The sequence below is a fragment of the Streptomyces sp. NPDC047515 genome (assembly GCF_040643055.1).
Lineage (GTDB): Bacteria > Actinomycetota > Actinomycetes > Streptomycetales > Streptomycetaceae > Streptomyces.
Genome location: NZ_JBEYTM010000048.1, coordinates 18,473 through 40,379 on the forward strand (window position 1 = coordinate 18,473; position 21,907 = coordinate 40,379).

The following is a 21,907-nucleotide window of genomic DNA, read 5'->3' on the forward strand; positions in this document are numbered from 1 at the left end:
CGCGCGTCTCGCTGCTGGTCAGGCAAGGAAGAGTCTCCGTTCTCGTGGTGCGTGTTCGAGTGCCCACTGTTCGGTGAGCGGGGGCGTACGGGCGGGCAGTTCGGCCGGGGTCCGTACGGCGAGGGCCTCGGTCACCGCGGCGGTGGCGCCCGGTTCCGCGGCGAGGATCCAGGCGACGGTGTCGAGGGGGTCGCCGGGCAGCAGTTTGAGCGCGGCGGAGGCGATGGTCTGCAGTTCGTCGTAGACGACGCCGTACGCCAGTTCCGCCTCCGACACCTTCATGACGGCCCCGAGCGCGCCGAGCGTGACGGGTCGCAGCGGGCGCGGGTGGACGGCGGACAGCGCGGTGACCGCGGGATGGTCCGGGGCCAGCCGTCGCACCAGGCGGTGCACGCCGCGGCCGAGCGTCGCCGATGCCTCGCGCAGGGGCGCGACCGGGGTGCGGGCGGCGAGGGCCTGTTGTACGGGGCCGTAGTCCACCGGGTCCCGCCGGGCTGCCCGCAGGGCGAGTACCGCGGCTGCCACCTCGGTGACGGCCGCGGTGTGCAGCCTGGCCCGCAGCAGTGCGGGGACACGGTCGCGGGTGAGGCCCGCCGCGACGGCCGGTTCGAGTCCCGCGCTGCAGGTGTACGCGCCGACCGGGAGCCGGCCGTCGCCGAGCAGGAGGGGTGCGAGGCCCGCCATCAGAACATGGAGTACCGCTGGGCCAGCGGCAGTTCGGTGGCGGGGGCGGGTTCGACGAGCTCTCCGTCGATACGGATGGCGAAGGTCTCCGGGTCGACGTCGATGTCCGGGAGCGCCGTGTTGTTCGGCAGATCCGCCTTGGTGAGATGGCGGGTGGGCCGGACGGCGACCAGCTCCCGTACGAGGCCGAGCCGTTCGGCGAGTCCGTCCTCCAGGGCCGCCGGGGCGACGAAGCTCACCGAGAGATGCGGGGCCGCGGCGGCTGCGGCGGTGGGACGCAGCAGGACGGGCTGGGTGGTGGGGATCGCGGCGTTGGCGTCGCCCAGGGGCGCGTACACCACCATGCCTCCCTTGATCACGGCGGCGGGACGGATGCCGAAGAAGGCGGGGTCCCACAGCACCAGGTCGGCGAGCTTGCCTGGTTCCACGGAGCCGACGACATGGTCGATGCCATGGGCTACGGCGGGGCAGATCGTGTAATTGGCGACATAGCGGCGGGCGCGTTCGTTGTCGGCGGGCAGTTCGCCGCCGCGGTCGCCGAAGCGCTGCTTCATGGTGTGGGCGACCTGCCAGGTGCGGCAGACGACCTCGCCGATGCGGCCCATGGCCTGGGCGTCGGAAGAGGTGATGGACAGGGCGCCGATGTCGTGCAGGACGTCTTCGGCGGCGATCGTGGTGGCGCGGAGGCGGGACTCCGCGAAGGCGAGGTCCTCGGGGACGCGCGGGTTGAGGTGGTGACAGACCATCAGCATGTCGAGGTGTTCGGCGACGGTGTTGACGGTGTGCGGGAGCGTCGGATTGGTGGACGCCGGAAGGATGTTGGGATGGGAGGCGACGGTGATGATGTCGGGTGCGTGACCGCCGCCCGCGCCTTCCGCGTGGAAGACGTGGATGCCGCGTCCGGCGATGGCGTCGACGGTTCCTTCGACGTAGCCGACCTCGTTGAGGCTGTCGGCGTGCAGGGCGACCTGGAGACCGTACGCGTCGGCCGCCTTCAGCGCGGCGTCGATGGCGGCGGGGGTGGCGCCCCAGTCCTCATGGACCTTGTAGCCGCCGGCGCCGCCGAGCGCCGCCTCGCGCAGGGCGTCCTCACCGACGGTCGGCCCTTTTGCCGAACAGCATGATGTTGAGCGGGACGCCGTCCAGGGACCGGTGCATCATCGCGAGGTTCCAGGCACCGGGGGTGACCGTGGTGGCCTTGGATCCCTCGGTGGCGCCGGTGCCGCCGCCGATGACGGTGGTGGTGCCGGTGGCGAGGGCCTCGTGCAGGGTCTCCGGCATCAGGAAGTGGACATGGGTGTCGACGGCTCCGGCGGTGAGGATGCGCCCCTCGCCGGAGACCACGTCGGTGCCGGGGCCGATCACCAGGTCGGGGTGGACACCGTCGCCGATGTCGGGGTTGCCGGAGCGGCCGAGGGCGACGATCCTTCCGGCCCGGACGCCGACATCGGTCTTGACGATGCCCCAGTGGTCGAGGACGACGACATTGGTGATGACGAGGTCGAGGGCGCCGTCGGCGCGCGAGGTGGTGGCCTGGCCCATGGATTCGCGGATGGACTTGCCGCCGCCGAGCACGTCCTTGTCGCCGTAGAAGGTGTTCTCCACCTTCGCCAGCTGACGGACCGACGGGGCGAACTCCAGGGAACGGTCCGGGACGGTACCGTCGTGGCGGTCGACCAGGTCGTACACATAGCGGGCGAACTTGTGCTGGGCGACCGTCAGCTTCCGGCCGGCTTGCACGGTCTTGATCAGGTTCTCGCCCGCCAGGCGCTGGACCGAGGCGACCGGGATGGCATCCGTGGTCCCGTACGGGGTGCAGCTCTCCATCAGGACGCCGTCGCCGTCGTTGGCGACGAACAGTGCCTCGGCGCCCGCGGCCACGGCGTTGGCGAGCCGGTCCGCGGGGGCGACCGCGTCGCTGCGGCGGATCACGACGGTCTTGCCCTTGACGTTCAGGCCGTCGTAATCGGCCACGGCGCCGTTGCCCGCGAAGACACCGGCCGGCTTCTTCACGCTGTTCTCGGCGACGGGCGAACCGACCTGCACGGTGACCGGCACGTCCCGGCCGTCGGCCGTCAGGGCGATCTGCTTCTCGCCCTGCCGCCAGCGGGTCAGGAAGGAGAAGCTGCCCCGCGTGACCTTCTTGGTGGGGCTCGCCCACAGCTGGTCGTAGATCAACGGGATCTGGTACGCGTCGCGCTGGACGGTGCCGTCCGGTGCAGTACGTGCCATGTCATATCGCAGCTGCCGGGTCTCGGTCTCCTTCGGGGTCCGCACGCTGACCTTGTGGGCCTTGGACGCGTCGAGGGTGACCGTGGTCGCCTTGTCGAGGATGGTCTCCGGGGCCGCGAGGAAGGCCACGTCCGGGTGGGTGGCGTCGATACCGGTGTCCAGGACGGCGACCTTGGAGCCCTTGCCGTCATAGCCCTCGGCCCATGCCTGGGGGGCGTTGACCTGCGGAACGGAGTCCTTGAGCGCGGCCTCCACCCGGCCGTCGAGCCAGAGCCTGTCGATGCCGCTGTCCAGCGAACGGGCCGTGGAGGTACGGGTGATGTCGTTCCAGAAGGCCCGGACGGTGTCCTTGCCGGCCTTCAGCGCGGCACCGTGGACGCTGGCCAGGGTACGGATCCTCTTGGCGCCACGGGGGGTTGCGGGCAGTGAACGGCCCCGGCTCGCCGGATGGGTGGCGATCAGCGGGATGCCGCCCGACCTCTTGTCGTCGTACCCCATCTTGGCGAGGGCGGAGACATTGAACAGCCGACGGTCCGGCTTCCCCGCCGCTAGCAGGGAACCGGCCTCGTCGGGCAGGACGTAGAGATCGTCACCGGCCTGCTGGACGTGCACGCCACCGACCGCTCCGTCGGGGCGGTCCACGGTGACGGTGTCCTGCTTTCCGACGCCGTCCGTGTAGTGCACGACATCGCCCGTGAGCAGGGTGATGTCGTACTCCTTGACGGGGTTCTCGCGGGGTGCGGCGGCCTGGCGGCCGAGGGACTGGGGGCGGTCCGCGGAGGCGGGGACCGAGGCCGAGGCGGAACCCGCTGCGGGAAGCAGCACGCCGCTCACCGGAGCGACCGAAGCTATGAGCAGAGCCCGGCGACCCGCACGAGCGGGTCTCGCCCGACCGGAAGCGGAGGAGGGGGTAAATGTCATGCAGCTGATCTGCCGGCAAAAGCTCGGCCACGGATGAGTTCACACCTGGCGTGAAGCCGCCGTGGCGGCAACCCGCCCACGATCATTCGTGGTTCGTGGCACGGTTCAGGCCACGGACGTGATCACTCCGTTGGGCGGCCGGCCGCCTTCGCGGTGGATCGGGGTGTGCGCGCCCTTGAGCGGCACGCCGCTGCCGCCGCGCCGGTCGGCGACGATTTCGGCGGCGATCGACAGCGCGGTCTCCTCGGGGGTACGGGCGCCGAGGTCGAGGCCGATCGGCGAGTGCAGCCTGGCCAGTTCCAGCTCCGTGACGCCGATGTCGCGCAGCCGGTCGTTGCGCTCCAGGTGGGTACGGCGCGAGCCCATCGCGCCGACGTACGCCACCGGCAGTCTCAACGCCAGTTCCAGCAGCGGGACATCGAACTTGGCGTCATGGGTGAGGACGCACAGGACGGTGCGCGCGTCGACATCGGTGGTCGCGAGATAGCGGTGCGGCCAGTCGACGACCAGTTCGTCGGCCTCGGGGAAGCGGGCCTTCGTGGCGAAGACGGGGCGGGCGTCGCACAAGGTGACGTGGTACCCGAGGAACTTTCCCGCCCGGACCAGCGCAGAGGCGAAGTCGATGGCCCCGAAGACGATCATCCGGGGCGGTGGGACGCTCGATTCGACGAGCAGGGTGAGCGGTTGTCCGCAGCGCGAACCGTCGGCACCGATGGTGACGGAACCGGTGCGGCCGGCGTCCAGCATCGCGCGGGCATCGGCCGCCGCGGTGCGGTCCAGCTCCGGATGCCCGCCGAGCCCTCCCTCGTACGACCCGTCGGGGCGGACGAGCAGGGGGCGGCCGAGGAGTTCCGCGGGCCCCTCGGTGATCCTGGCCACCGCCGCCGTCTCCCCCCGTGCGGCGGCGGCGAGGGCGGCGGCGAACACAGCCCGTGCGGGGTCGTCCGCACGGACCGGTGTCACCAGGATGTCGATGATGCCGCCGCAGGTCAGACCGACCGCGAAGGCGTCCTCGTCGCTGTAGCCGAACTGCTCCCGGACGGTGTTGCCGTCGTCGAGGGCCTGCTCGCACAGCTCGTACACCGCGCCCTCCACACACCCGCCGGAGACCGATCCGATCACCGTGCCGTCGCGGTCGACGGCGAGGGCGGCTCCCGGTTGCCGGGGCGCGCTCCCGCCGACCGCCACGACGGTGGCCACGGCGAAGTCTCGTCCCTGCTTGACCCACCGGTTGAGCTCTACGGCGATGTCCAGCATCTGTCGGTCTCCTCAGCGGTTGTGTGAAGGGCTGGTGCGGCGCGTCAGTGGACGCCCAGCCACCCCTCGATCGGATGCAGCGCGAAGTACACGACGAAGATCACCGTCAGGCCCCACATGAAGGCCCCGATCTCCCGGGCCTTGCCCTGGGCGATCTTGATGGCGACCCAGGAGATGACGCCCGCGGCGACACCGGTGGTGATGGTGTAGGTGAAGGGCATCAGGACCACGGTCAGGAAGACCGGGATCGCGGTGGCGCGGTCCGCCCAGTCGACGTGCCGGGCGTTCATCATCATCATCGCTCCGATGACGACGAGCGCGGCGGACGCGACCTCCTGCGGGACGATCGCGGTGACCGGCGTGAAGAACAGGCAGGCCGCGAAGAACAGGCCCGTGACGGCCGAGGCGAGGCCGGTACGGGCGCCCTCGCCGACGCCGGTGGCCGACTCGACGAACACGGTCTGACCGGAGCCGCCCGCGATGCCGCCGATGGCTCCGCCGGCGCCGTCGATGAACAGGGCCTTGGACAGACCCGGCATGCGGCCCTTGTCGTCGGCGAGCTTGGCCTCGGTGCCGACGCCGATGATGGTGGCCATCGCGTCGAAGAACCCGGCGAGGACGAGCGTGAAGACGATCACGCCGACCGTCATGGCGCCGACGGAACCCCAGCCGCCGAACTCGACGTGCCCGAAGAGCGAGAAGTCGGGCGTCGAGACCGCGCTGCCGTGCAGTGCGGGGGCGCCGCTGGCCCATTGCTTGGGGTCGATCACGTCGAGCGCGTTCAAAATCATCGCGACGATCGTGCCGCCGATGATGCCGATCAGGATCGCGCCGGGGGTGTTGCGCGCCTGCAGCATGAAGATCAGGAGCAGGGTGCCCGCGAAGAGCAGGACCGGCCAGCCGGCGAGTTCACCGGTGGGGCCCAGGGCGAGCGGCGTGGCCTTGCCGGTGTGCACGAAGCCGGACTTGTAGAGGCCGATCAGGGCGATGAAGAGGCCGATGCCCATCGTGATGCCGTGCTTGAGTGCGAGCGGGATCGCGTTCATGATCATCTCACGGAGGCCCGTGACGACCAGAAGCATGATCACTACGCCGTACATCACGCACATGCCCATGGCCTGCGGCCATGTCATCGCCGGGGCGACCTGCGAGGAGATCACACCGGAGACCGACAGGCCCGCGGCGAGGGCCAGCGGCACCTTGCCCACGAAGCCCATCAGGAGCGTGGTGAGCGCGGCGGCGAACGCGGTGGCGGTGATCAGACCCTTCTGGCTGAGTGTGTCGCCCGCTACGTCCTTGCCGGACAGGATCAGCGGGTTGAGCAGAAGGATGTACGCCATGGCCATGAAGGTCGTGACGCCGCCGCGCACTTCGCGCGCGACGGTGGACCCTCGTTCGGATATGTGAAAGTACCGGTCGAGCCAAGATCTTCCGGCGGGGACGCGCGAGCCGTGGCCCGCATCCTCCGCGGTGGTCTCGGACTCCACTGACTGCTGGGTCATGATGCCTGACTCCCAAGGTTCACAGGGGCACCCGCGATGAAGAATCGAAATACGGGATTTGGGATCACTGCGCTGGCGGCACGACCCGGGGGACGGCCCGAGACGAACTGTTCATGCAGAGTGGAATGTGCTGGTACTGCGGTACTGCTCGGTGGGACAACGGCCGCGAGCGGTGCGGCACTGGGGTTCTCCGGGCGATGCGGGCGACGGAAGTGTGACGTTCCTGGGAGGCACGCATCGCCCGGAGAGTTCAGGTGGAGCTGTGACTCAGGTGCCCGTGAGGTGCTCGGGTCGTACCGGTGTCCTGTTGAGCTCCAGGCCCGTCGCGTTCCGGATCGCCGCGAGGACGGCCGGGGTCGACGACAGGGTGGGTGCCTCACCGATGCCACGGAGCCCGTACGGGGCGTGGTCGTCGGCGAGTTCGAGCACATCGACCGGGATGGTCGGGGTGTCGAGGATGGTGGGGAGCAGGTAGTCCGTGAAGGAGGGGTTGCGCACCTTCGCGGTCTTCGGGTCGACGACGATCTCCTCCATGACGGCGATACCCATTCCCTGGAGGGTGCCGCCCTGGATCTGGCCCACGACCGACAGCGGGTTGAGTGCCTTGCCGACGTCCTGGGCGCAGGCCAGTTCGATGACCTTGACCAGACCGAGTTCGGTGTCGACCTCGACGACCGCGCGGTGGGCGGCGAAGGAGTACTGGACGTGGCCGTTGCCCTGTCCGGTACGGAGGTCGAACGCCTCGGTGGGCCGGTGGCGCCACTCCAGCTCGATGTCGACCGTCTCGTCCTCCAGCACGTCGACCAGGTCGGCCAGCACCTCGCCGCCGTCGTTGACGACCTTGCCGCCCTCCAGGAGCAGTTCGGCGGTGGCCCACGCGGGGTGGTACGTACCGAACTTGCGGCGGCCGATCTCCAGGACCTTCTCGCGCACGGCCTCGCAGGAGTGCTTCACCGCGCCGCCGGTGACATACGTCTGCCGGGAGGCGGAGGTGGAGCCGGCCGAGCCGACCTGCGTGTCGGCCGGGTGGATGGTGACCTGGGCGACGCCGAGTTCGGTCCGGGCGATCTGGGCGTGGACGGTGACGCCGCCCTGCCCGACCTCGGCCATGGCGGTGTGCACGGTCGCGACGGGTTCGCCGCCGATGACCTCCATGCGCACGCGGGCGGTGGAGTAGTCGTCGAAGCCCTCGGAGAAGCCGACGTTCTTCAGGCCGACCGCGTAGCCGACGCCGCGTACGACGCCTTCGCCGTGGGTGGTGTTGGACAGCCCGCCGGGCAGGGCCCGTACGTCGGCCTGCTCGCCGGCCACCTCCCACTGGCGCTCGGGCGGCAGCGGCCTGGCCTTGACCCGGCGCAGCAGCTCGGCGACCGGTGCGGGCGAGTCGACGACCTGCCCGGTCGGCAGGAGGGTGCCCTGCTCCATGGCGTTGAGCTGCCTGAACTCGACCGGGTCCATGCCCAGTTCGGCGGCGAGCTTGTCCATCTGCGCCTCGTAGGCGAAGCACGCCTGGACCGCACCGAAGCCGCGCATGGCGCCGCACGGCGGGTTGTTGCTGTAGAGCGCGATCGCCTCGATGTCCACGTCGTCGATGACGTACGGGCCGACGGCGAGCGAGGAGGCGTTGCCGACCACGGCCGGGGAGGCGGATGCGTAGGCGCCGCCGTCCAGCACGATGCGGCACTTCATGTGGGTGATCTTGCCGTCGCGGGTGGCGCCGTGCTCGTACCAGAGCTTCGCCGGGTGCCGGTGGACATGCCCGAAGAAGGACTCGAACCGGTTGTAGACGATCTTGACCGGTTTGCCGGTGCGCAGGGCGAGCAGGCAGGCGTGGATCTGCATCGACAGGTCCTCGCGGCCACCGAAGGCCCCGCCCACCCCGGAGAGCGTCATGCGGACCTTGTCCTCGGGCAGGCCGAGGACGGGTGCGATCTGGCGCAGGTCGGAGTGGAGCCACTGGGTGGCGACGTACAGGTCGACGCCGCCGTCCTCGGCGGGCACGGCCAGGCCGGACTCGGGGCCGAGGAAGGCCTGGTCCTGCATGCCGAAGACGTATTCGCCGCTGACCACGACATCGGCACGGGCCGCCGCCGCGTCCGCGTCGCCGCGGATGATGGGCTGGCGGTGGACGATGTTGGGGTGCGGTACGTGCCCCGCGTGATGGTCGTCGCGTCCCTCGTGGATGAGGGGCGCGTCGGGGGCGGTGGCGGAGGCCTCGTCGGTGATGACGGGCAGTTCGCGGTAGTCGATCTTGATCTTCGCAGCGGCGCGGCGGGCCGTCTCCGGGTGGTCGGCGGCGACGAGCGCCACCGGTTCGCCGTGGTGACGGACCTTGCCGTGGGCGAGAACGGGGGTGTCCTGGATCTCCAGGCCGTAGTTCTTCACCGAGGTCGGCAGGTCGTCATAGGTGAGTACGGCGTAGACGCCGGACGTGGCGAGTGCCTCCGATGTGTCGATGGAGACGATCTCGGCGTGCGCGACCGTGGAGCGCAGTGTGTGCCCCCAGAGCATGTCCTCGTGCCACATGTCGGAGGAGTACGCGAACTCGCCGGTGACCTTGAGGATGCCGTCGGGGCGCAGCGTGGACTCGCCGATGCCGCCCTTGGTGCGGGTGCCCTGGTTGATGCTGGTGGGGTTGCCGGTAACGCCCATCGTCAGACCGTTTCTTCCGCGCGGGCGGCCGCGAGGCGGACCGCGTCGAGGATCTTCTCGTAGCCGGTGCAGCGGCAGAGGTTGCCGGAGAGCGCCTCGCGGATGTCCGCGTCGGACGGCTCCGGGTTGCGTTCCAGGAGCTCGTCGGCGGCGACCAGCAGGCCGGGGGTGCAGAAGCCGCACTGGACGGCTCCGGCGTCGATGAACGCCTGCTGGATCGGCGAGAGCTCACCGGTGTCCCGGCTCTCCTCGCCGGTCGGCTCGGCCTCCCACCGCCGCGCCTTGTCGAGTGCGGTGCCACAGGCGCCGGAGGCGCAGCCACTGCCGGGGTGTTCCTGGGAACGGTGGGCTGCGAAGTCGGCGAGGCCCTCTACGGTGACGACCTCGCGGCCCTCCACCTGTCCCGCGGCGACCAGGCAGGAGCAGACCGGGACACCGTCCAGACGGACCGTGCACGATCCGCACTCGCCCTGCTCGCAGGCGTTCTTCGAGCCCGGCAGGCCCATCCGCTCACGCAGCACGTAGAGGAGGGACTCGCCCTCCCAGACGTCGTCCGCCTCGTGCCTGCGGCCGTTGACCGTGAAATTGACGCGCATGATCAGGCAGCTCCTTCGGTGCTGCGGCCGTTGCCGCGGTACGACTCCCAGGTCCAGCCGAGGGTGCGGCGGGCCATGATCCCTACCGCGTGCCTGCGATAGCTCGCGGTGCCGCGCACATCGTCGATCGGGTTGCAGGCGCCGGCGGCGAGGTCGGCGAACTGCTTGGCGATGGACGGGGTGATGATCGTGCGGCTGTCCCAGAATCCGCCCTCTTCGAGTGCGGCGTTCAGGAATTCCTCGGCCTCCGTCGCCCGTACGGGTGTGGGGGCGGCCGATCCGATGCCGGTGCGGACCGTGCGGGTCTCGGGGTGCAGGGCCAGGCCGAAGGCGCAGACCGCGATGACCATCGCGTTGCGGGTGCCGACCTTGGAGAACTGCTGCGGCCCGTCGGCCTTCTTGATGTGCACGGCCCGGATCAGCTCGTCCGGCGCGAGGGCGTTGCGCTTGACACCGGTGTAGAAGGCGTCGATCGGGATCATCCTCGTCCCGCGTACGGATTCGGCCTCGACCTCGGCGCCCGCGGCGAGCAGCGCCGGATGGGCGTCACCGGCGGGCGACGCGGTCCCCAGGTTGCCGCCGACGCCGCCGCGGTTGCGGATCTGCGGCGAGGCGACGGTGTGCGAGGCGAGCGCGAGTCCGGGCAGCTCGGCGCGCAGGTGCTCCATGATCTGGCTGTACGGTACGGAGGCGCCGAGCCGTACGCTCTCCTGGCCGACCTCCCATTCGGACAGTTCTCCGATGCGGTTCAGGTCCAGGAGGTACTCGGGCCGCCGGTGGTCGAAGTTGATCTCGACCATCACATCGGTGCCACCCGCAATGGGCACAGCCGTGGGGTGCTCGGCCTTGGCGGCGAGCGCCTCCTCCCAGCTGGCGGGGCGAAGGAAGTCCATGAGTGGCTCTCTTCTTCTCAATCGGTCGTTCGCTGGGGGCTGGGGACGGCCGGCCCTCGACTGGTCGTTCATGTGTTGTTAACGCGGTGTGGGGCCAAGTACACAAGCCGTGCTCCACCCGGTGCAGTCACCGAAACCATGAAGGAGTTGGCTGGCCGCTCTCTCCGTCTTGTAGATTCGAACGAATGGCGGGGATCAGTAACCTCACCGCAATACCCAGTTTTCACCCGCACCAACGAAAGAGATCGGCGGCGACGAGATGCGGCTGCGCGCACTGCTGGAGACCGACGCGCTGGGCCTGCGGCTGCTCGGCGGCGAGGACGAGCTGGACCGCTCCGTCCGTGGCGTGATGACCACTGACCTGCGGGATCCCAGCCGCTACCTGTCGGGCGGCGAGCTGGTCCTGACGGGGCTGGCCTGGCGCCGGGACGCGGCGGACTCGGAGCCGTTCGTACGCATCCTGGCAGGCGCCGGGGTCGCCGGGCTGGCGGCCGGCGAGGCGGAGCTCGGCGACATCCCCGGCGATCTGGTGGAGGCCTGTGGGCGGCACCGGCTGCCGCTCTTCGCCGTCCATGAGACCGTCGCGTTCGCAACGATCACCGAGCATGTGGTCCGCCAGGTGTCGGGCGAGCGTGCGGGCGATCTCGCCGCGGTCGTGGATCGCCACCGCAGGCTGATGACCTCGGGCCCGGCGGGCGGCGGCCCCGAGGTGGTGCTGGATCTGCTCGGCTCCGACCTCGACCTGCACGCCTGGGTGCTCTCCCCCACCGGGCGGCAGATCGCGGGCGCCGGAGACGCGCCGCTGGCCGGGCCGGTCGGCGCGGCGCTCGCCGGCCACCATCTGGCCGCCACCCGCAGCGGCCGCCGGGCCCCGCACCGCACCACGGTCGACGGCATCACGTATTCGCTCTTCCCGATCCGGAACACCGGGCGGGGCGCGGTGCCGGCCTCGCGGGATGCGCGCGAGTCGGTGCTCTCCGACTGGCTGCTCGCGGTCGAGGCGGACGCGAGCGACTGGCCGCCCGCCCGGCTGGACCTGCTCCAGGGCGTCACCCAGCTGATCGCGGTCGAACGGGACCGGCGCGACGCGGCCCGTACGGTACGCCGCAGACTGGCCCAGGAAGTCCTGGAGCTGGTCCAGACGGGCGCGCCGCCGGCCGAGATCGCCGCCAGGCTGCGGGTCGCCGCTCCGGTGCTGCTCCCCGGGCTCGGGGCGGCCCCGCACTGGCAGGTCGTGGTGGCACGCGTCGAATGGGGTGACGCGGAGACCGCCACGGGCGGCCAGGCCGCCTCCGGCCCCGCCGTGGCGGGCGGCCCGGTGGCCCAGGCGCTGCTGGAGGAGATCCTGGTCGACCCCGCGGTCACCGGCCCGGACTCCGCGGACCGGATCGCGGTCGCCCACACGGACGACGAGGCCGTGGCGCTCGTACCGCTGCCCGCCGTCACCGTGCCCGCACCGGGCGGCGAGGCCGACGCGGCGCCGTCCGGGGCGGTCGCCGAGGCCGACCCCGCGCTGCACGCCGGTGTGCTGCTCGCCGCCGTCCGCGAACCGCTCTCCGCGGGCCTCGCCAACGACGGGCGGCTGACACTGGGTGTCAGCGCGGCCGTGCATTCGCCCGAAGGACTGCGCGGCGCCCTGGAGGAGGCCCGGCACGCCCGCCGCGTCGCGGCGGCACGCCCCGGCCGGGTCTGCGCGGCCGGGCACCACGAGCTGGCCTCACACGTGCTGCTGCTGCCGTTCGTCCCCGACGACGTGCGCCGCGCGTTCACCGCACGGCTGCTCGACCCGCTGCGCGACTACGACCGGCGTCACCGCGCGGAGCTGATCCCGACGCTGGAGGCGTTCCTGGACTGCGACGGTTCCTGGACGCGCTGCGCCTCCCGGCTCCATCTGCACGTCAACACATTGCGCTACCGGGTCGGGCGAATCGAGCAGTTGACGGGGCGTGACCTTTCGCGCCTGGAGGACAAGCTCGATTTCTTCCTCGCCCTGCGTATGAGCTGACTTCCGGGCGCCACCACCCCTGCGGGCGGGTCCATTCGTTTGTGAAATCTTTCACCTGACATTGACCCGACCCCTTGGCCCGGCGTGCCATTCCGTGCTGAGATGCGGCCAGACTCAACAGCTCGATGGCGCGCTCGGGGAGGGCAATGTGGCGCATACCGCCATGTCTGGTTCCGGAACGACAGCCGATGACGATCCGCCGCTCCAGACAGCGGTATGGCGGCTGCGGTCACGCGCCTGCTGGACGGACGCCGCCGCACTGCTCGAACACGACGCCGCCACCGATCCGGCGGCGGCACTCCAGCGGACCGCGCTGCTCACCGAACGGTGTCTGTACACCGGGCAGGGCTGGACCGACGCCGAGGACGCCCTGCGCACCGCCGAGGCGCTGGCCCATGACGACGCCGAACGCGGCGCGGCGGCCTGCGAACGCGGCCATCTGGCGTACGCGTCGACACTTCTGGGCGTCCGGGACCGGGCGGACGAAGCCAGCGTCGCCCTGAGCCGCGCCGCCGCGCTGCTCGCCCCGTCCGCGCCGGGCCGCCCGCTGCTGGACTTCCGCCGAGGTCTGATCGCGCAGAACATCGCCGACTCGCCGCAGGCCGCGCGGGCCGCCTACCGCAGGGCCCACGCCGGTGCCACCGCCCAGGGGGACGCGCTGCTGCTCTCCTCGACCTGGCGCCATCTCGCCCTGCTCGCCCTGCGCGAGGGCGAACTGGCGGAGGCGCGTCACGGCTTCGCCGAGTGTCTGCGGATCAGGGAGGAGCTGGGCTATCTGATCGGGACGGCTCCGGCCCTCATCGCCCTCGCGGACTCCGAGCCCGAGCCCGAGGCGGCGACCCGGCTTCGCGCCGAGGCGGGCCGGCTCTTCCGGCTGCTCGGGGGCGTACCGACCTGGCTTGCTCCGCACCTGGACCCGCCGCCCCCGGAGACGGCCGAGGCGAACTGACCCCCTGGCACCACCCGGACGAGGGGCGGGAGCGGCCCCGGACCCACCGCCGCACGTCAGGTGAGGTCCACGACCGGATCACCGGGCTTCCAGTCGGCGTCGCTCCACTCCGGAGTCGGCGACGGGCGGTCCGGGGCGGGCGGCGGATGGGGACCCCGGTTGGGGTTCTGCGGTACGGCGGGAGGCTTGTCCCGCGATCCGCCGCTGTCCCGTCGTGGAGGCGGGACGGGGGATTTGGGCGGCGCCGCCTTTTGCGGCGGTGGCACCACGACGGCGACGGGGTGCGAGGCGTCCGGGGCCGGCCCGGACGGCTTCACGGCAGGGGCGCGCGTCGGTGTCGCCGCGGGGCTGTCCGTGGGCATCCGCGACGGTGTCACGGACGGCTGTGCGGTCGTGGCCGCCGGGCTCTCGCTCGCCGGGACGGACGCACCGGGGCCGGCCGCGCCCAGTACCACCGCCGCCATCACCAGCCCGGACACCGGTCTCGACGCCCGGCTTCCCGCCATTTTCGCCCCCAGAATGATCATGTGATCAGAGGCGTAGCGTAACCCGTTCCGAGGGCGGGGCCGACGGAGCCCGCCGCACCGTCCGGTTCAGCTCTCGGCGCCGGTGAAGTGTTCGCGCACGAGCGACTGCACGACGGTCAGGTCCTGGGCGATGAGCGCGTCGAGCAGGGCGGTGTGCTCGGCGGCGTCGGCGAGCAGGTCGGCGCGGCGGGTGGCGGGGTCGTTCCCCAGCGGCCACTGGGAGCGGCGGTGCAGATCGTCGGCGACCATCACCAACTGCTCGTTGCCGCACAGCGCGAGGACGGCGCCGTGGAAGGCCCGGTCGGACTCGGCGTAGCTCGCCCGGTCGCCCACGGCGGCGGCCGCCACGGTGGCGTCGGCCAGCGGACGCAGGGCGCACCAGCGGGCCGGCGGCACGGTGCGGGCCAACCGCAGCATGACGGGGACCTCGATCAGGGCCCGCACCTCCGCCAGCTCGGCCAGCTCGCGCGGGCCCCGCTGGGATACGCGGAAACCGCGGTTCGGTACGACCTCGACGGCACCCTCGATGGCCAGCTGCTGCATCGCCTCGCGCACCGGCGTCGCGGAGACCCCGAAGCGGGCGCCCAGAGCCGGGGCGGAGTACACCTGTCCCGGGACCAGCTGACCGTCCACCAGCGCGGCACGCAGGGCGTCCAGGATCTGGCCGCGTACGGAGTGCCGCTGCACCACCGGCCGCGGGGGGGACGGCTCACCGTGCGTGTGTTCGCCGCGTGCCTGCTCGGGCACCCGCACATCGGGCACCCGTACGGACGAAGGGGTGGTCGCGGACGCGGCGGACGTGCACGACGGCCGTGCCTGCTCACGCGCTCTGCCCTGCTCCACTCGGACCTCCTCGGCCTGCCGCGGGCGCGGCTCGCGTGCGCCATGCCCCTTGTGAACGATAGGCGGAGCAGGCCGCAGTTCAAACATCGATCCGTTCGGGTAAGGTAAGGCTTGCCTGCAAACGATCGTGATTCGGTGGTCCCTGCATGACACTCCCCGCCCTTCTTCCCGGCACCACCGCGTCCGCCGTGACGGGCGCGTACGCGCGCCTGACCGAGGTGTTCCCCGGCTTGCGCGCAAAGGTGCTGACGGACGACGAGGCCGCTCCCCGCGGGGCCGGCTGGGTGGGTGCGGACGAACTCGCGGCGGGCGGCGCCGCGCTGGACGCCTTCCTCGCCCGGGACCACGCGCAGGTGCTGCGGGACTACGGGCAACAGCCCCGCCCCGATGTGGTCGCCGGCTTCGGACTGCACCGGTACGCCTGGCCCGCCTGCCTGTTGGTGACGGTGCCGTGGTTCCTGCACCGGCGGGTTCCCCGGATCCCCGTCGAGGATGTGGCGTTCCAGCGTGCGCTGGGCCATCTCACGGTGCGCCTGAGGGAGTTCGCCTGCCTTCCCGACGATCCGGCGGCCGGACTGCCGGGCGCCCGGGTCGTTCCCGACGAGGCGGCGCTGCGGGCCGAGGTGCTGGCGTCGGTGGCCGAGCACATCGGCCCGGTGCTGGACGGCTTCGGTCCGCGGATGCGGCGCGGCAGAAGGGCACTGTGGGGGATGGCGACGGACGAGGTCGTCGAGGGCCTGTGGTACATCGCCCATCTGCTCGGCGAGGAGCGACGGGCGATGGCCGAGCTGGAGGTACTCCTGCCCGGCACCACCAGGCCGTACGTCGGCTCGGCCGGCTTCCGTGAACTGACCGGTCCGAACGGTGAATCGCTGCCCACCCGCGACCGGACGAGCTGCTGCCTCTTCTACACGCTGCGCCCCGAGGACACCTGCGTCACCTGCCCCCGCACCTGTGACGCGGACCGGGTAAGGAAACTGACGCCCGCTCACTGATCCACCTCCCTCATACGGGTAGTAGTATTCGAACGCAGATCACTGGCCGCGTACGGATATTCGATCAGATCTCGGTTATCCGTATGCCCTGCCAACCCAATGGCGTTCTCTTGCCCCGAAACCCCCTGAGCATGACGGGGTTTCGGCAATCATGGCGCCCGAAATGCCCTACGCGACGCAAGGGACCGCGCATGAGACTGACCGACATATCGCTGAATTGGCTGCTTCCGGGCGCCGTGCTGCTCGTGGGGGTCCTGGCGGCGGTGGCGGTGGTCGTACGCGGCAAGCGTGCCGCTGACAATTCCGCTGCCGACGACAGCTGGGAACGCAGCGAGGAGCGTCGCAGACGCAAGGAGGCGCTGTATGCCACCGCCTCGTACGTCCTGCTGTTCTGCTGCGCGGCGGTCGCCGCGGCGCTCTCCTTCCACGGGCTCGTCGGTTTCGGCGAGCAGAACCTCGGCCTCTCCGGTGGCTGGGAGTATCTCGTTCCGTTCGGCCTGGACGGGGCCGCCATGTTCTGTTCCGTGCTCGCGGTGCGCGAGGCCAGTCACGGTGACGCGGCGCTCGGCTCTCGGCTGCTGGTATGGCTGTTCGCCGGTGCGGCCGCCTGGTTCAACTGGGTGCACGCGCCGCGCGGCATCGACCACGCCGGCGCGCCGCAGTTCTTCGCGGGGATGTCGCTCTCGGCGGCCGTGCTCTTCGACCGGGCACTCAAGCAGACCCGCCGGGCCGCGCTGCGCGAGCAGGGCCTGGTGCCCCGTCCACTGCCGCAGATCCGGATCGTACGGTGGCTGCGCGCCCCCCGGGAGACCTTCGGCGCCTGGTCGCTGATGCTGCTGGAGGGCGTACGCACTCTGGACGAGGCGGTCGAGGAGGTACGTGAGGACCGGCGGGAGAAGGAGCAGAACCGTCTGCGCAGGAAGGACCAGGTCAAGCTGGACCGGGCCCACATCAAGGCACTGAACCGGCAGAACCGGGCCTGGCGCCGGGTCGGCCGGGGTGGGACCCAGGTGGACGTCCAGGCCATCGCCCCGGCGACGGCCTCTCAGTCCACCGTGGAGCCTGCCCTATCCGAGCCGGGACAACTGCCCTTGCGTTCACGGCCCTCCCTGCAGGCCGTGACGGGTCCGGCCCGAGAGGCATCGGACCGAAACCCCGGTGAACCGATCACCGTCGACCTCACCGCCGAGGACGACACCCAGGCACTGCCCCGGCTCGATTCGCTGGAGCGGAAACTGAAGGATCTGGAGCAGCAGTTCGGCTGATCCGTCCACCGCACAAGGCCCTGACGGCCCGGTCTTCCCGGGCTCTCAGGGCCTTTCGCCGTCCAGCTCGAACCAGACGACCTTGCCCAGCGCCTGCGCGCCCACCCCCCAGGCATCCGCGAGACCACGCACCAGGACCAGCCCTCGGCCGTGCGTACCGTCGTCGGCGTTCGGTACGTACGACGAGGGCGGACCGGATACGAAGTCGCGCACCTCCACCCGTAGCCTGGCGGGCGTCACACTCGCCGTGACGACCGCGCCGTGACGCGTATGGACCAGGGCATTGGTCACCAGCTCGCTGAGCAGCAGTTCCGCCACCTCGGCCGACTCCGGCCGCCATCGGTAGCGCAGGAACTCCCTTAGCGTGCCGCGCACTTCGCTCACGCCCGCCAGATCGGTGTGGGCCAGTCTGCGATGCAGCCGGACCGGCTGCCACCCCTGCTCCCCCGGCTCGCGCGCCGACCCGCCCCTCACGGAATCGGCCTTGCCTCGACGCTCCATCGTTTCCCCCGCACGCACAGTGAATCCCCCTGCTCGCCGTCTCGTGTTCCCGCGCCCTTGCCGTGTCCTGTTGCCGTGTCCTGTCGTCGCGTCCCGTTCTCGCGCCCTGTTGTCGCGCCCTTTGCCGTCTCGCGGCTTCCCGTGTTCCGCTCGTTCCTTCTCGATCCTTCTCGATCCTTCTGGTTCCTTCTCGATCCATCTCGCCGAACGGCTACGCGGAACGCTTCCACGGGAATGCATGCCCCACAGACCGGCCGCCACGCTTGTCGACTCATCAATAAATGAACACCGCACCCGAGTGACCCGCGAGCAGTCGGACACATCGGCGTCACATTTCCTTCTCTCCGGTTAACTTCCAAAAAATTCACAACGGTTGGCGTTGACGGCACCATGTCTACGCGCGTCATCATGGTGGCTATGCGAATCCCCCCACGGATCACCACGCTCGGTGGCTCTGCCGCCCTTCTGTCCGTTCTCCTCGTCGGCGGCCCGGTCGCCTCCCCGGCCACGGCCGCCACCGCCTCGGTCGGCAGCATCTGTTACTCGGCGCTGCCGGCCCAGGCGCACGACACCCTCGACCTGATCGACGCCGGCGGGCCCTTCCCGTACTCGCAGGACGGTGCCGTCTTCCAGAACCGCGAAGGCGTCCTGCCCGGTCAGAACACCGGCTACTACCACGAGTACACGGTCATCACCCCCGGTTCCCCGACCCGCGGCGCCCGTCGGATCGTCACGGGCGAAAAGATGCGGGAGGACTACTACACCGGCGACCACTACACCACGTTCGACCTGATCAACCAGGGCTGCTGAAGGCTCAACCCCCAGGCATCCGCGCCGTAGCCCCCCACCTGCGGCGCGGATCACGAACCGGCCGGAGCAGCCGGGCTTGTACTCTCCACCCATGACCGTGACCTATGTGATCGACGGCTCCCGGGTCACCGGCCTGGAGCAGTTCTGGAAAGTGATCGGCGAGGCGGTGAACGGCCCCGGCGGATACTTCGGCTGCAACCTCGACGCCCTCGCCGACTGCCTCGGTGGCGGGATGGGCACTCCGGACGACGGCGACTTCGTCTTCGAATGGCGGGACCACGCCCTCTCGGCACAGTCCCTGGCGCACGAGGAGACGGCGCGCTATCTGCGGCACAGCCTGAGCAGGGTGCACCCCACCAACAGGCCCTCGGTCCAGAAGCGACTGGACGACGCCCTGGCCGGTCGGGGACCGACACTGTTCGACCTGCTCGTGGAGACCCTGACCAGCAGAACGGCGCCAGGCACGCTGCAGCTTCTGTGAGCCGGTGAGGTTCGCCAGGGCCGACCCGCGGAGGAGGATCCCTCCGCGGGCCGGCCGTTGTCGTGCCTGCGAAGGTGCTCAGTACTTGGTGGAGACGGTCACGCCGTCGAAGTTCTCAACGGCGTACAGGCTGATGAAGTGGGGTCCGGCCGCCGGGCGGTCGATGGTCAGCGTGTGCTCGTTACCGGCACCGCTGTCACGGCTGGTGTAGTGGTCGGTCATCGCCCAGCCGTCCGCGCTGTAGTAGAGGTCGGCGTCGCCCGAGCCGCCCGTTGCCGTGATCTCCAACTTGGCGGCACCGGCCGGTACGTACAGGTACATATAGGCGTAGTTGCCCTTGGTGGCCGCCAGGCCGCTGCGCTTGCAGTTCTTGCCCATCTCCCTCGCGTCGCTTCCGGTGCACTCGGCCGGGGGGTCGGTGGGCGGGTTGGTGCCGGTGCCGCAACTGCCGGCCGCGCAGGCGGTCAGCCAGGTGTTCCAGTCGGTTTCGTAACGGTCGCCGATGGTCGATGTGAGCAGGGTGCGGGCACCGTCCCAGTCACCCTTGCGGTAGAGGCCGAGGAGCGTGTCGATGTCCGCGCGGTGGGACTCCAGCATGTAACGGACGGCCAGATAACCCCAGTTGTAGATTCGGGTCTGGTCGGCGTTCTCGTAGGTGGTGTCGTACAGGGTCCGCAGGGTGTAGGTGTGGTTCGCGGCCTGGGCGGCGGCGGCGTCGTAGTCGGCCTTGCGGTACGAGTAGGAGACGTACTCCGCAAAGCCCTCGACCCACCAGACGGTCGGCGTGGTCAGTCCGTCCGCGAAGTCGCCGTACATGTTGAAGCGGCCGTCGAGGTAGTGCGTGTATTCGTGGTTCAGGTTCCAGATCTGGAACTCGGGGCGGGCCCACTCGGCCTCGTACGCGATGAACCGGGGCTGATTGCCTTCCGCAGCGGGGTCGCCTTCCAGGTACATGCCGCCGTTGTTCGTGTTGATGCCGTAGATCGCGCCGGCGTAGGTCTGGTAGTCCGTGCTGGAGTCGAAGACCACGACCTCGATGGTGGCGTTGCGGTCGCCGTCGACCGGACCGTTGTCCCGGGCGACGCCATGGAAGTAGGCATCCTGGTTGCGCAGACTGCTGCAGCTCGCGTCGAGGTCCGCGGTGGACATCTGCTGCGCCAGGATGCGAATGCTGTCGCTGCATGTGTAGCTGACGGGGAGGACCGCACTCTTCAGGCGCTGGGCGAGGTCACAGGTACCGTAGTACGAGCAGTTCGCCTTGTCGTAGGCCTCGACCATCTGCGCCACGCCGACCCAGAGCGGGGCGGTGGGGCCGGTGATGGAACTCTTGCCGAGCACCCCGGCGGCCAACGGGCTTGCCTTGGGGCGCAGGGAGTCTTCCTGAAGGAAGCGGCCCAGCTCAAGTCCCGCGTTGGAAGCGAGGAACGACTGCTTGGTGCCCAGCAGGTCGAGATGGCGCGAGGCGAAGTCGCTGAGGGCGTCCAGCAGGCTGGGGTCGGCCTCCACCGCGGCGACGAACTCCGGCACCTGGTGACCGCGGAAGGTCACCGTGTACACGCTGTTCACGGCATTGACCATGTACCAGGAGCTGTTGTACGAGGAGTCGTAGTTGGCCAGCAGCCGCTTGACGACAGACAGGTAGCGGGCGTTCTCCACGGCACTGTCGATCAATATGACTGCCTCGGACAGAGTCTCCCCGTTGGCGTCGGTGACGTCGAAGGCGTGCGAGGAGGCGAAGAACGCGTCGAGCGCGCCCTGGATGGCCGTACGCAGCTCCGGCCCGTAGCTGCCCACGGTGTCGGGATCGTAGTACTGCACGTAGTACCCGGCTCGGAGATAGAGGACCAGCTGAGGCATGCCGGTACTGCTGTCGCCGGGGTAGGCGGCCGATCCCTCGCGCATGGCATGGGCGACGGTGACCATCTGCGCCTCACGGAAGGCCAGATTGCCGTCGTTGCCCTTGACACGGAACAGCGTGTTGACGCAGTCGGTCGTCGATGACTTGATCTGCTGGACCAGGTCGCTTCCGGTGCGGCTGGTGAAGTCGCTGACATTGCACTCGGCCGCGGTCCGGGGCTTGGAGCCGGCCTTGGCCTTGACCTTGGAGCCGGCCTTCATCGAAGGCGCCAGGTGGCTCGGAAGCGTGGCGCCGGGGTCGTCGTAGTCCCGCCGCAGTGCGTCCTTGGATGCGGACAACGGCGGGCGGTCGGCGGCCTTGAGGGCTTTGCGGCCGAAGTGGTCGGCGTCGTCCGCAGGTGCGGTCGGCGACTCGGCGGAGGGGCCGCCCGGCTCGGCGGGCCCGCTTCCCGTCCGCGCCGGACCTGCCTCGGCGGACCGGCTGTGACCGGACGCCGTCGTCGCCGCGGCGGGGCGCTGCTCGACGGCCTGGCTCGGTGCGGAGAGCAGGCCCACGCCCAGGCATGCTGCCAGGACCACAGTGGACAGTCCGGTGAATCTCTGTCGAACCGTTCGGTTCTTCACGTGCCGCCTCCCAGCGGAGTGGTGACCGCGCAACGGTGCGCGGCTGTGGGGGAATGCGCGGGGATGAGGGTGCGGCCGGACCGGGTTCGTCCGGATTCACTCCGTGGCATGAACACGACCCTCCCCCCTCTGCGCGCTGTACAATGGCACATGTCACATGTCCTTCGGAAGCCCTCTCGCGCACATTCATCTCCGCGACAACTCACCGTCACAGCAGTCAGGTTCAGCCCCGGCCCGCGTGCACGACGGCCGTCCCGGAATCACTGAGCGCCCACCTGCTGTCCGGACCGGGACCGATGTCCCGAGCATGAGC

16 protein-coding genes and 1 pseudogene are annotated in these 21,907 nt (G+C 70.4%); 7 read left to right on the forward strand and 10 right to left on the reverse strand.

Translation table 11 applies throughout. The annotated features are described in order from the left end of the window. Window positions 1–18 precede the first annotated feature (18 nt). From ABZ826_RS30000 to ABZ826_RS30030, 7 genes and pseudogenes are all read right to left on the reverse strand, one after another. On the reverse strand, window positions 19–684 hold the full coding sequence (locus ABZ826_RS30000) for an urease accessory UreF family protein (protein WP_361455057.1): 666 nt from the start codon (window positions 682–684) through the stop codon (window positions 19–21). Next, window positions 684–3,837, reverse strand: a pseudogene (locus ABZ826_RS30005) (urease subunit alpha). The gene ABZ826_RS30000 and the pseudogene ABZ826_RS30005 overlap by 1 nt, the downstream one beginning before the upstream one ends. A gap of 105 nt (window positions 3,838–3,942) precedes the next feature. Further along, the gene (locus tag ABZ826_RS30010; protein WP_361455060.1) at window positions 3,943–5,094 is read right to left on the reverse strand and encodes an XdhC/CoxI family protein; all 1,152 of its coding nucleotides are present in this window, start codon (window positions 5,092–5,094) and stop codon (window positions 3,943–3,945) included. A 44-nt stretch (window positions 5,095–5,138) separates the two neighbouring features. Beyond that, window positions 5,139–6,596 (reverse strand): NCS2 family permease, encoded by a 1,458-nt coding sequence (locus ABZ826_RS30015; RefSeq protein WP_361455063.1) that lies wholly within the window; start codon window positions 6,594–6,596, stop codon window positions 5,139–5,141. Window positions 6,597–6,863: 267 nt separating this feature from the next. Beyond that, window positions 6,864–9,248: a molybdopterin cofactor-binding domain-containing protein gene (locus ABZ826_RS30020; RefSeq protein ID WP_361455066.1), complete on the reverse strand. Its 2,385-nt coding sequence runs from the start codon at window positions 9,246–9,248 to the stop codon at window positions 6,864–6,866. A 2-nt stretch (window positions 9,249–9,250) separates the two neighbouring features. Then, window positions 9,251–9,844 (reverse strand): (2Fe-2S)-binding protein, encoded by a 594-nt coding sequence (locus tag ABZ826_RS30025; RefSeq protein WP_361455069.1) that lies wholly within the window; start codon window positions 9,842–9,844, stop codon window positions 9,251–9,253. A 2-nt stretch (window positions 9,845–9,846) separates the two neighbouring features. Continuing rightward, complete coding sequence (locus ABZ826_RS30030; RefSeq protein ID WP_361455072.1) at window positions 9,847–10,737, reverse strand: xanthine dehydrogenase family protein subunit M; 891 nt, start codon at window positions 10,735–10,737, stop codon at window positions 9,847–9,849. A 259-nt stretch (window positions 10,738–10,996) separates the two neighbouring features. Between ABZ826_RS30030 and ABZ826_RS30035 the strand changes: the two genes are divergently transcribed. From ABZ826_RS30035 to ABZ826_RS30045, 3 genes are all read left to right on the forward strand, one after another. Further along, window positions 10,997–12,742 (forward strand): PucR family transcriptional regulator ligand-binding domain-containing protein, encoded by a 1,746-nt coding sequence (locus ABZ826_RS30035; RefSeq protein ID WP_361455075.1) that lies wholly within the window; start codon window positions 10,997–10,999, stop codon window positions 12,740–12,742. A gap of 163 nt (window positions 12,743–12,905) precedes the next feature. After that, window positions 12,906–13,691: a hypothetical protein gene (locus tag ABZ826_RS30040; RefSeq protein WP_361455078.1), complete on the forward strand. Its 786-nt coding sequence runs from the start codon at window positions 12,906–12,908 to the stop codon at window positions 13,689–13,691. A 186-nt stretch (window positions 13,692–13,877) separates the two neighbouring features. Then, complete coding sequence (locus ABZ826_RS30045) at window positions 13,878–14,222, forward strand: hypothetical protein (RefSeq protein WP_361455081.1); 345 nt, start codon at window positions 13,878–13,880, stop codon at window positions 14,220–14,222. A gap of 62 nt (window positions 14,223–14,284) precedes the next feature. On the opposite strand, the gene ABZ826_RS30050 is transcribed toward ABZ826_RS30045, so the two are convergent. Further along, entirely contained in the window at window positions 14,285–15,061 is a 777-nt protein-coding gene (locus ABZ826_RS30050) for a GntR family transcriptional regulator (protein ID WP_361455084.1), read from the reverse strand. A 146-nt stretch (window positions 15,062–15,207) separates the two neighbouring features. Between ABZ826_RS30050 and ABZ826_RS30055 the strand changes: the two genes are divergently transcribed. Together ABZ826_RS30055 and ABZ826_RS30060 are read left to right on the forward strand one after the other, a co-directional pair. Then, on the forward strand, window positions 15,208–16,056 hold the full coding sequence (locus ABZ826_RS30055) for a (2Fe-2S)-binding protein (protein WP_361455087.1): 849 nt from the start codon (window positions 15,208–15,210) through the stop codon (window positions 16,054–16,056). A gap of 191 nt (window positions 16,057–16,247) precedes the next feature. After that, window positions 16,248–17,321: a DUF2637 domain-containing protein gene (locus ABZ826_RS30060; RefSeq protein WP_361455090.1), complete on the forward strand. Its 1,074-nt coding sequence runs from the start codon at window positions 16,248–16,250 to the stop codon at window positions 17,319–17,321. 45 nt (window positions 17,322–17,366) lie between these two features. On the opposite strand, the gene ABZ826_RS30065 is transcribed toward ABZ826_RS30060, so the two are convergent. Continuing rightward, window positions 17,367–17,729 (reverse strand): ATP-binding protein, encoded by a 363-nt coding sequence (locus ABZ826_RS30065; protein WP_361455141.1) that lies wholly within the window; start codon window positions 17,727–17,729, stop codon window positions 17,367–17,369. A gap of 510 nt (window positions 17,730–18,239) precedes the next feature. On the opposite strand from ABZ826_RS30065, the gene ABZ826_RS30070 reads away from it, so the two are divergent. Together ABZ826_RS30070 and ABZ826_RS30075 are read left to right on the forward strand one after the other, a co-directional pair. Continuing rightward, on the forward strand, window positions 18,240–18,632 hold the full coding sequence (locus tag ABZ826_RS30070) for a ribonuclease domain-containing protein (protein WP_361455093.1): 393 nt from the start codon (window positions 18,240–18,242) through the stop codon (window positions 18,630–18,632). Window positions 18,633–18,723: 91 nt separating this feature from the next. Continuing rightward, the gene (locus ABZ826_RS30075; protein ID WP_361455096.1) at window positions 18,724–19,113 is read left to right on the forward strand and encodes a barstar family protein; all 390 of its coding nucleotides are present in this window, start codon (window positions 18,724–18,726) and stop codon (window positions 19,111–19,113) included. Between the two features lie 78 nt (window positions 19,114–19,191). Here the strand turns inward: ABZ826_RS30075 and ABZ826_RS30080 are convergent, their stop codons facing one another. Next, window positions 19,192–21,594: a collagenase gene (locus tag ABZ826_RS30080; protein WP_361455099.1), complete on the reverse strand. Its 2,403-nt coding sequence runs from the start codon at window positions 21,592–21,594 to the stop codon at window positions 19,192–19,194. Window positions 21,595–21,907: the final 313 nt, after the last annotated feature.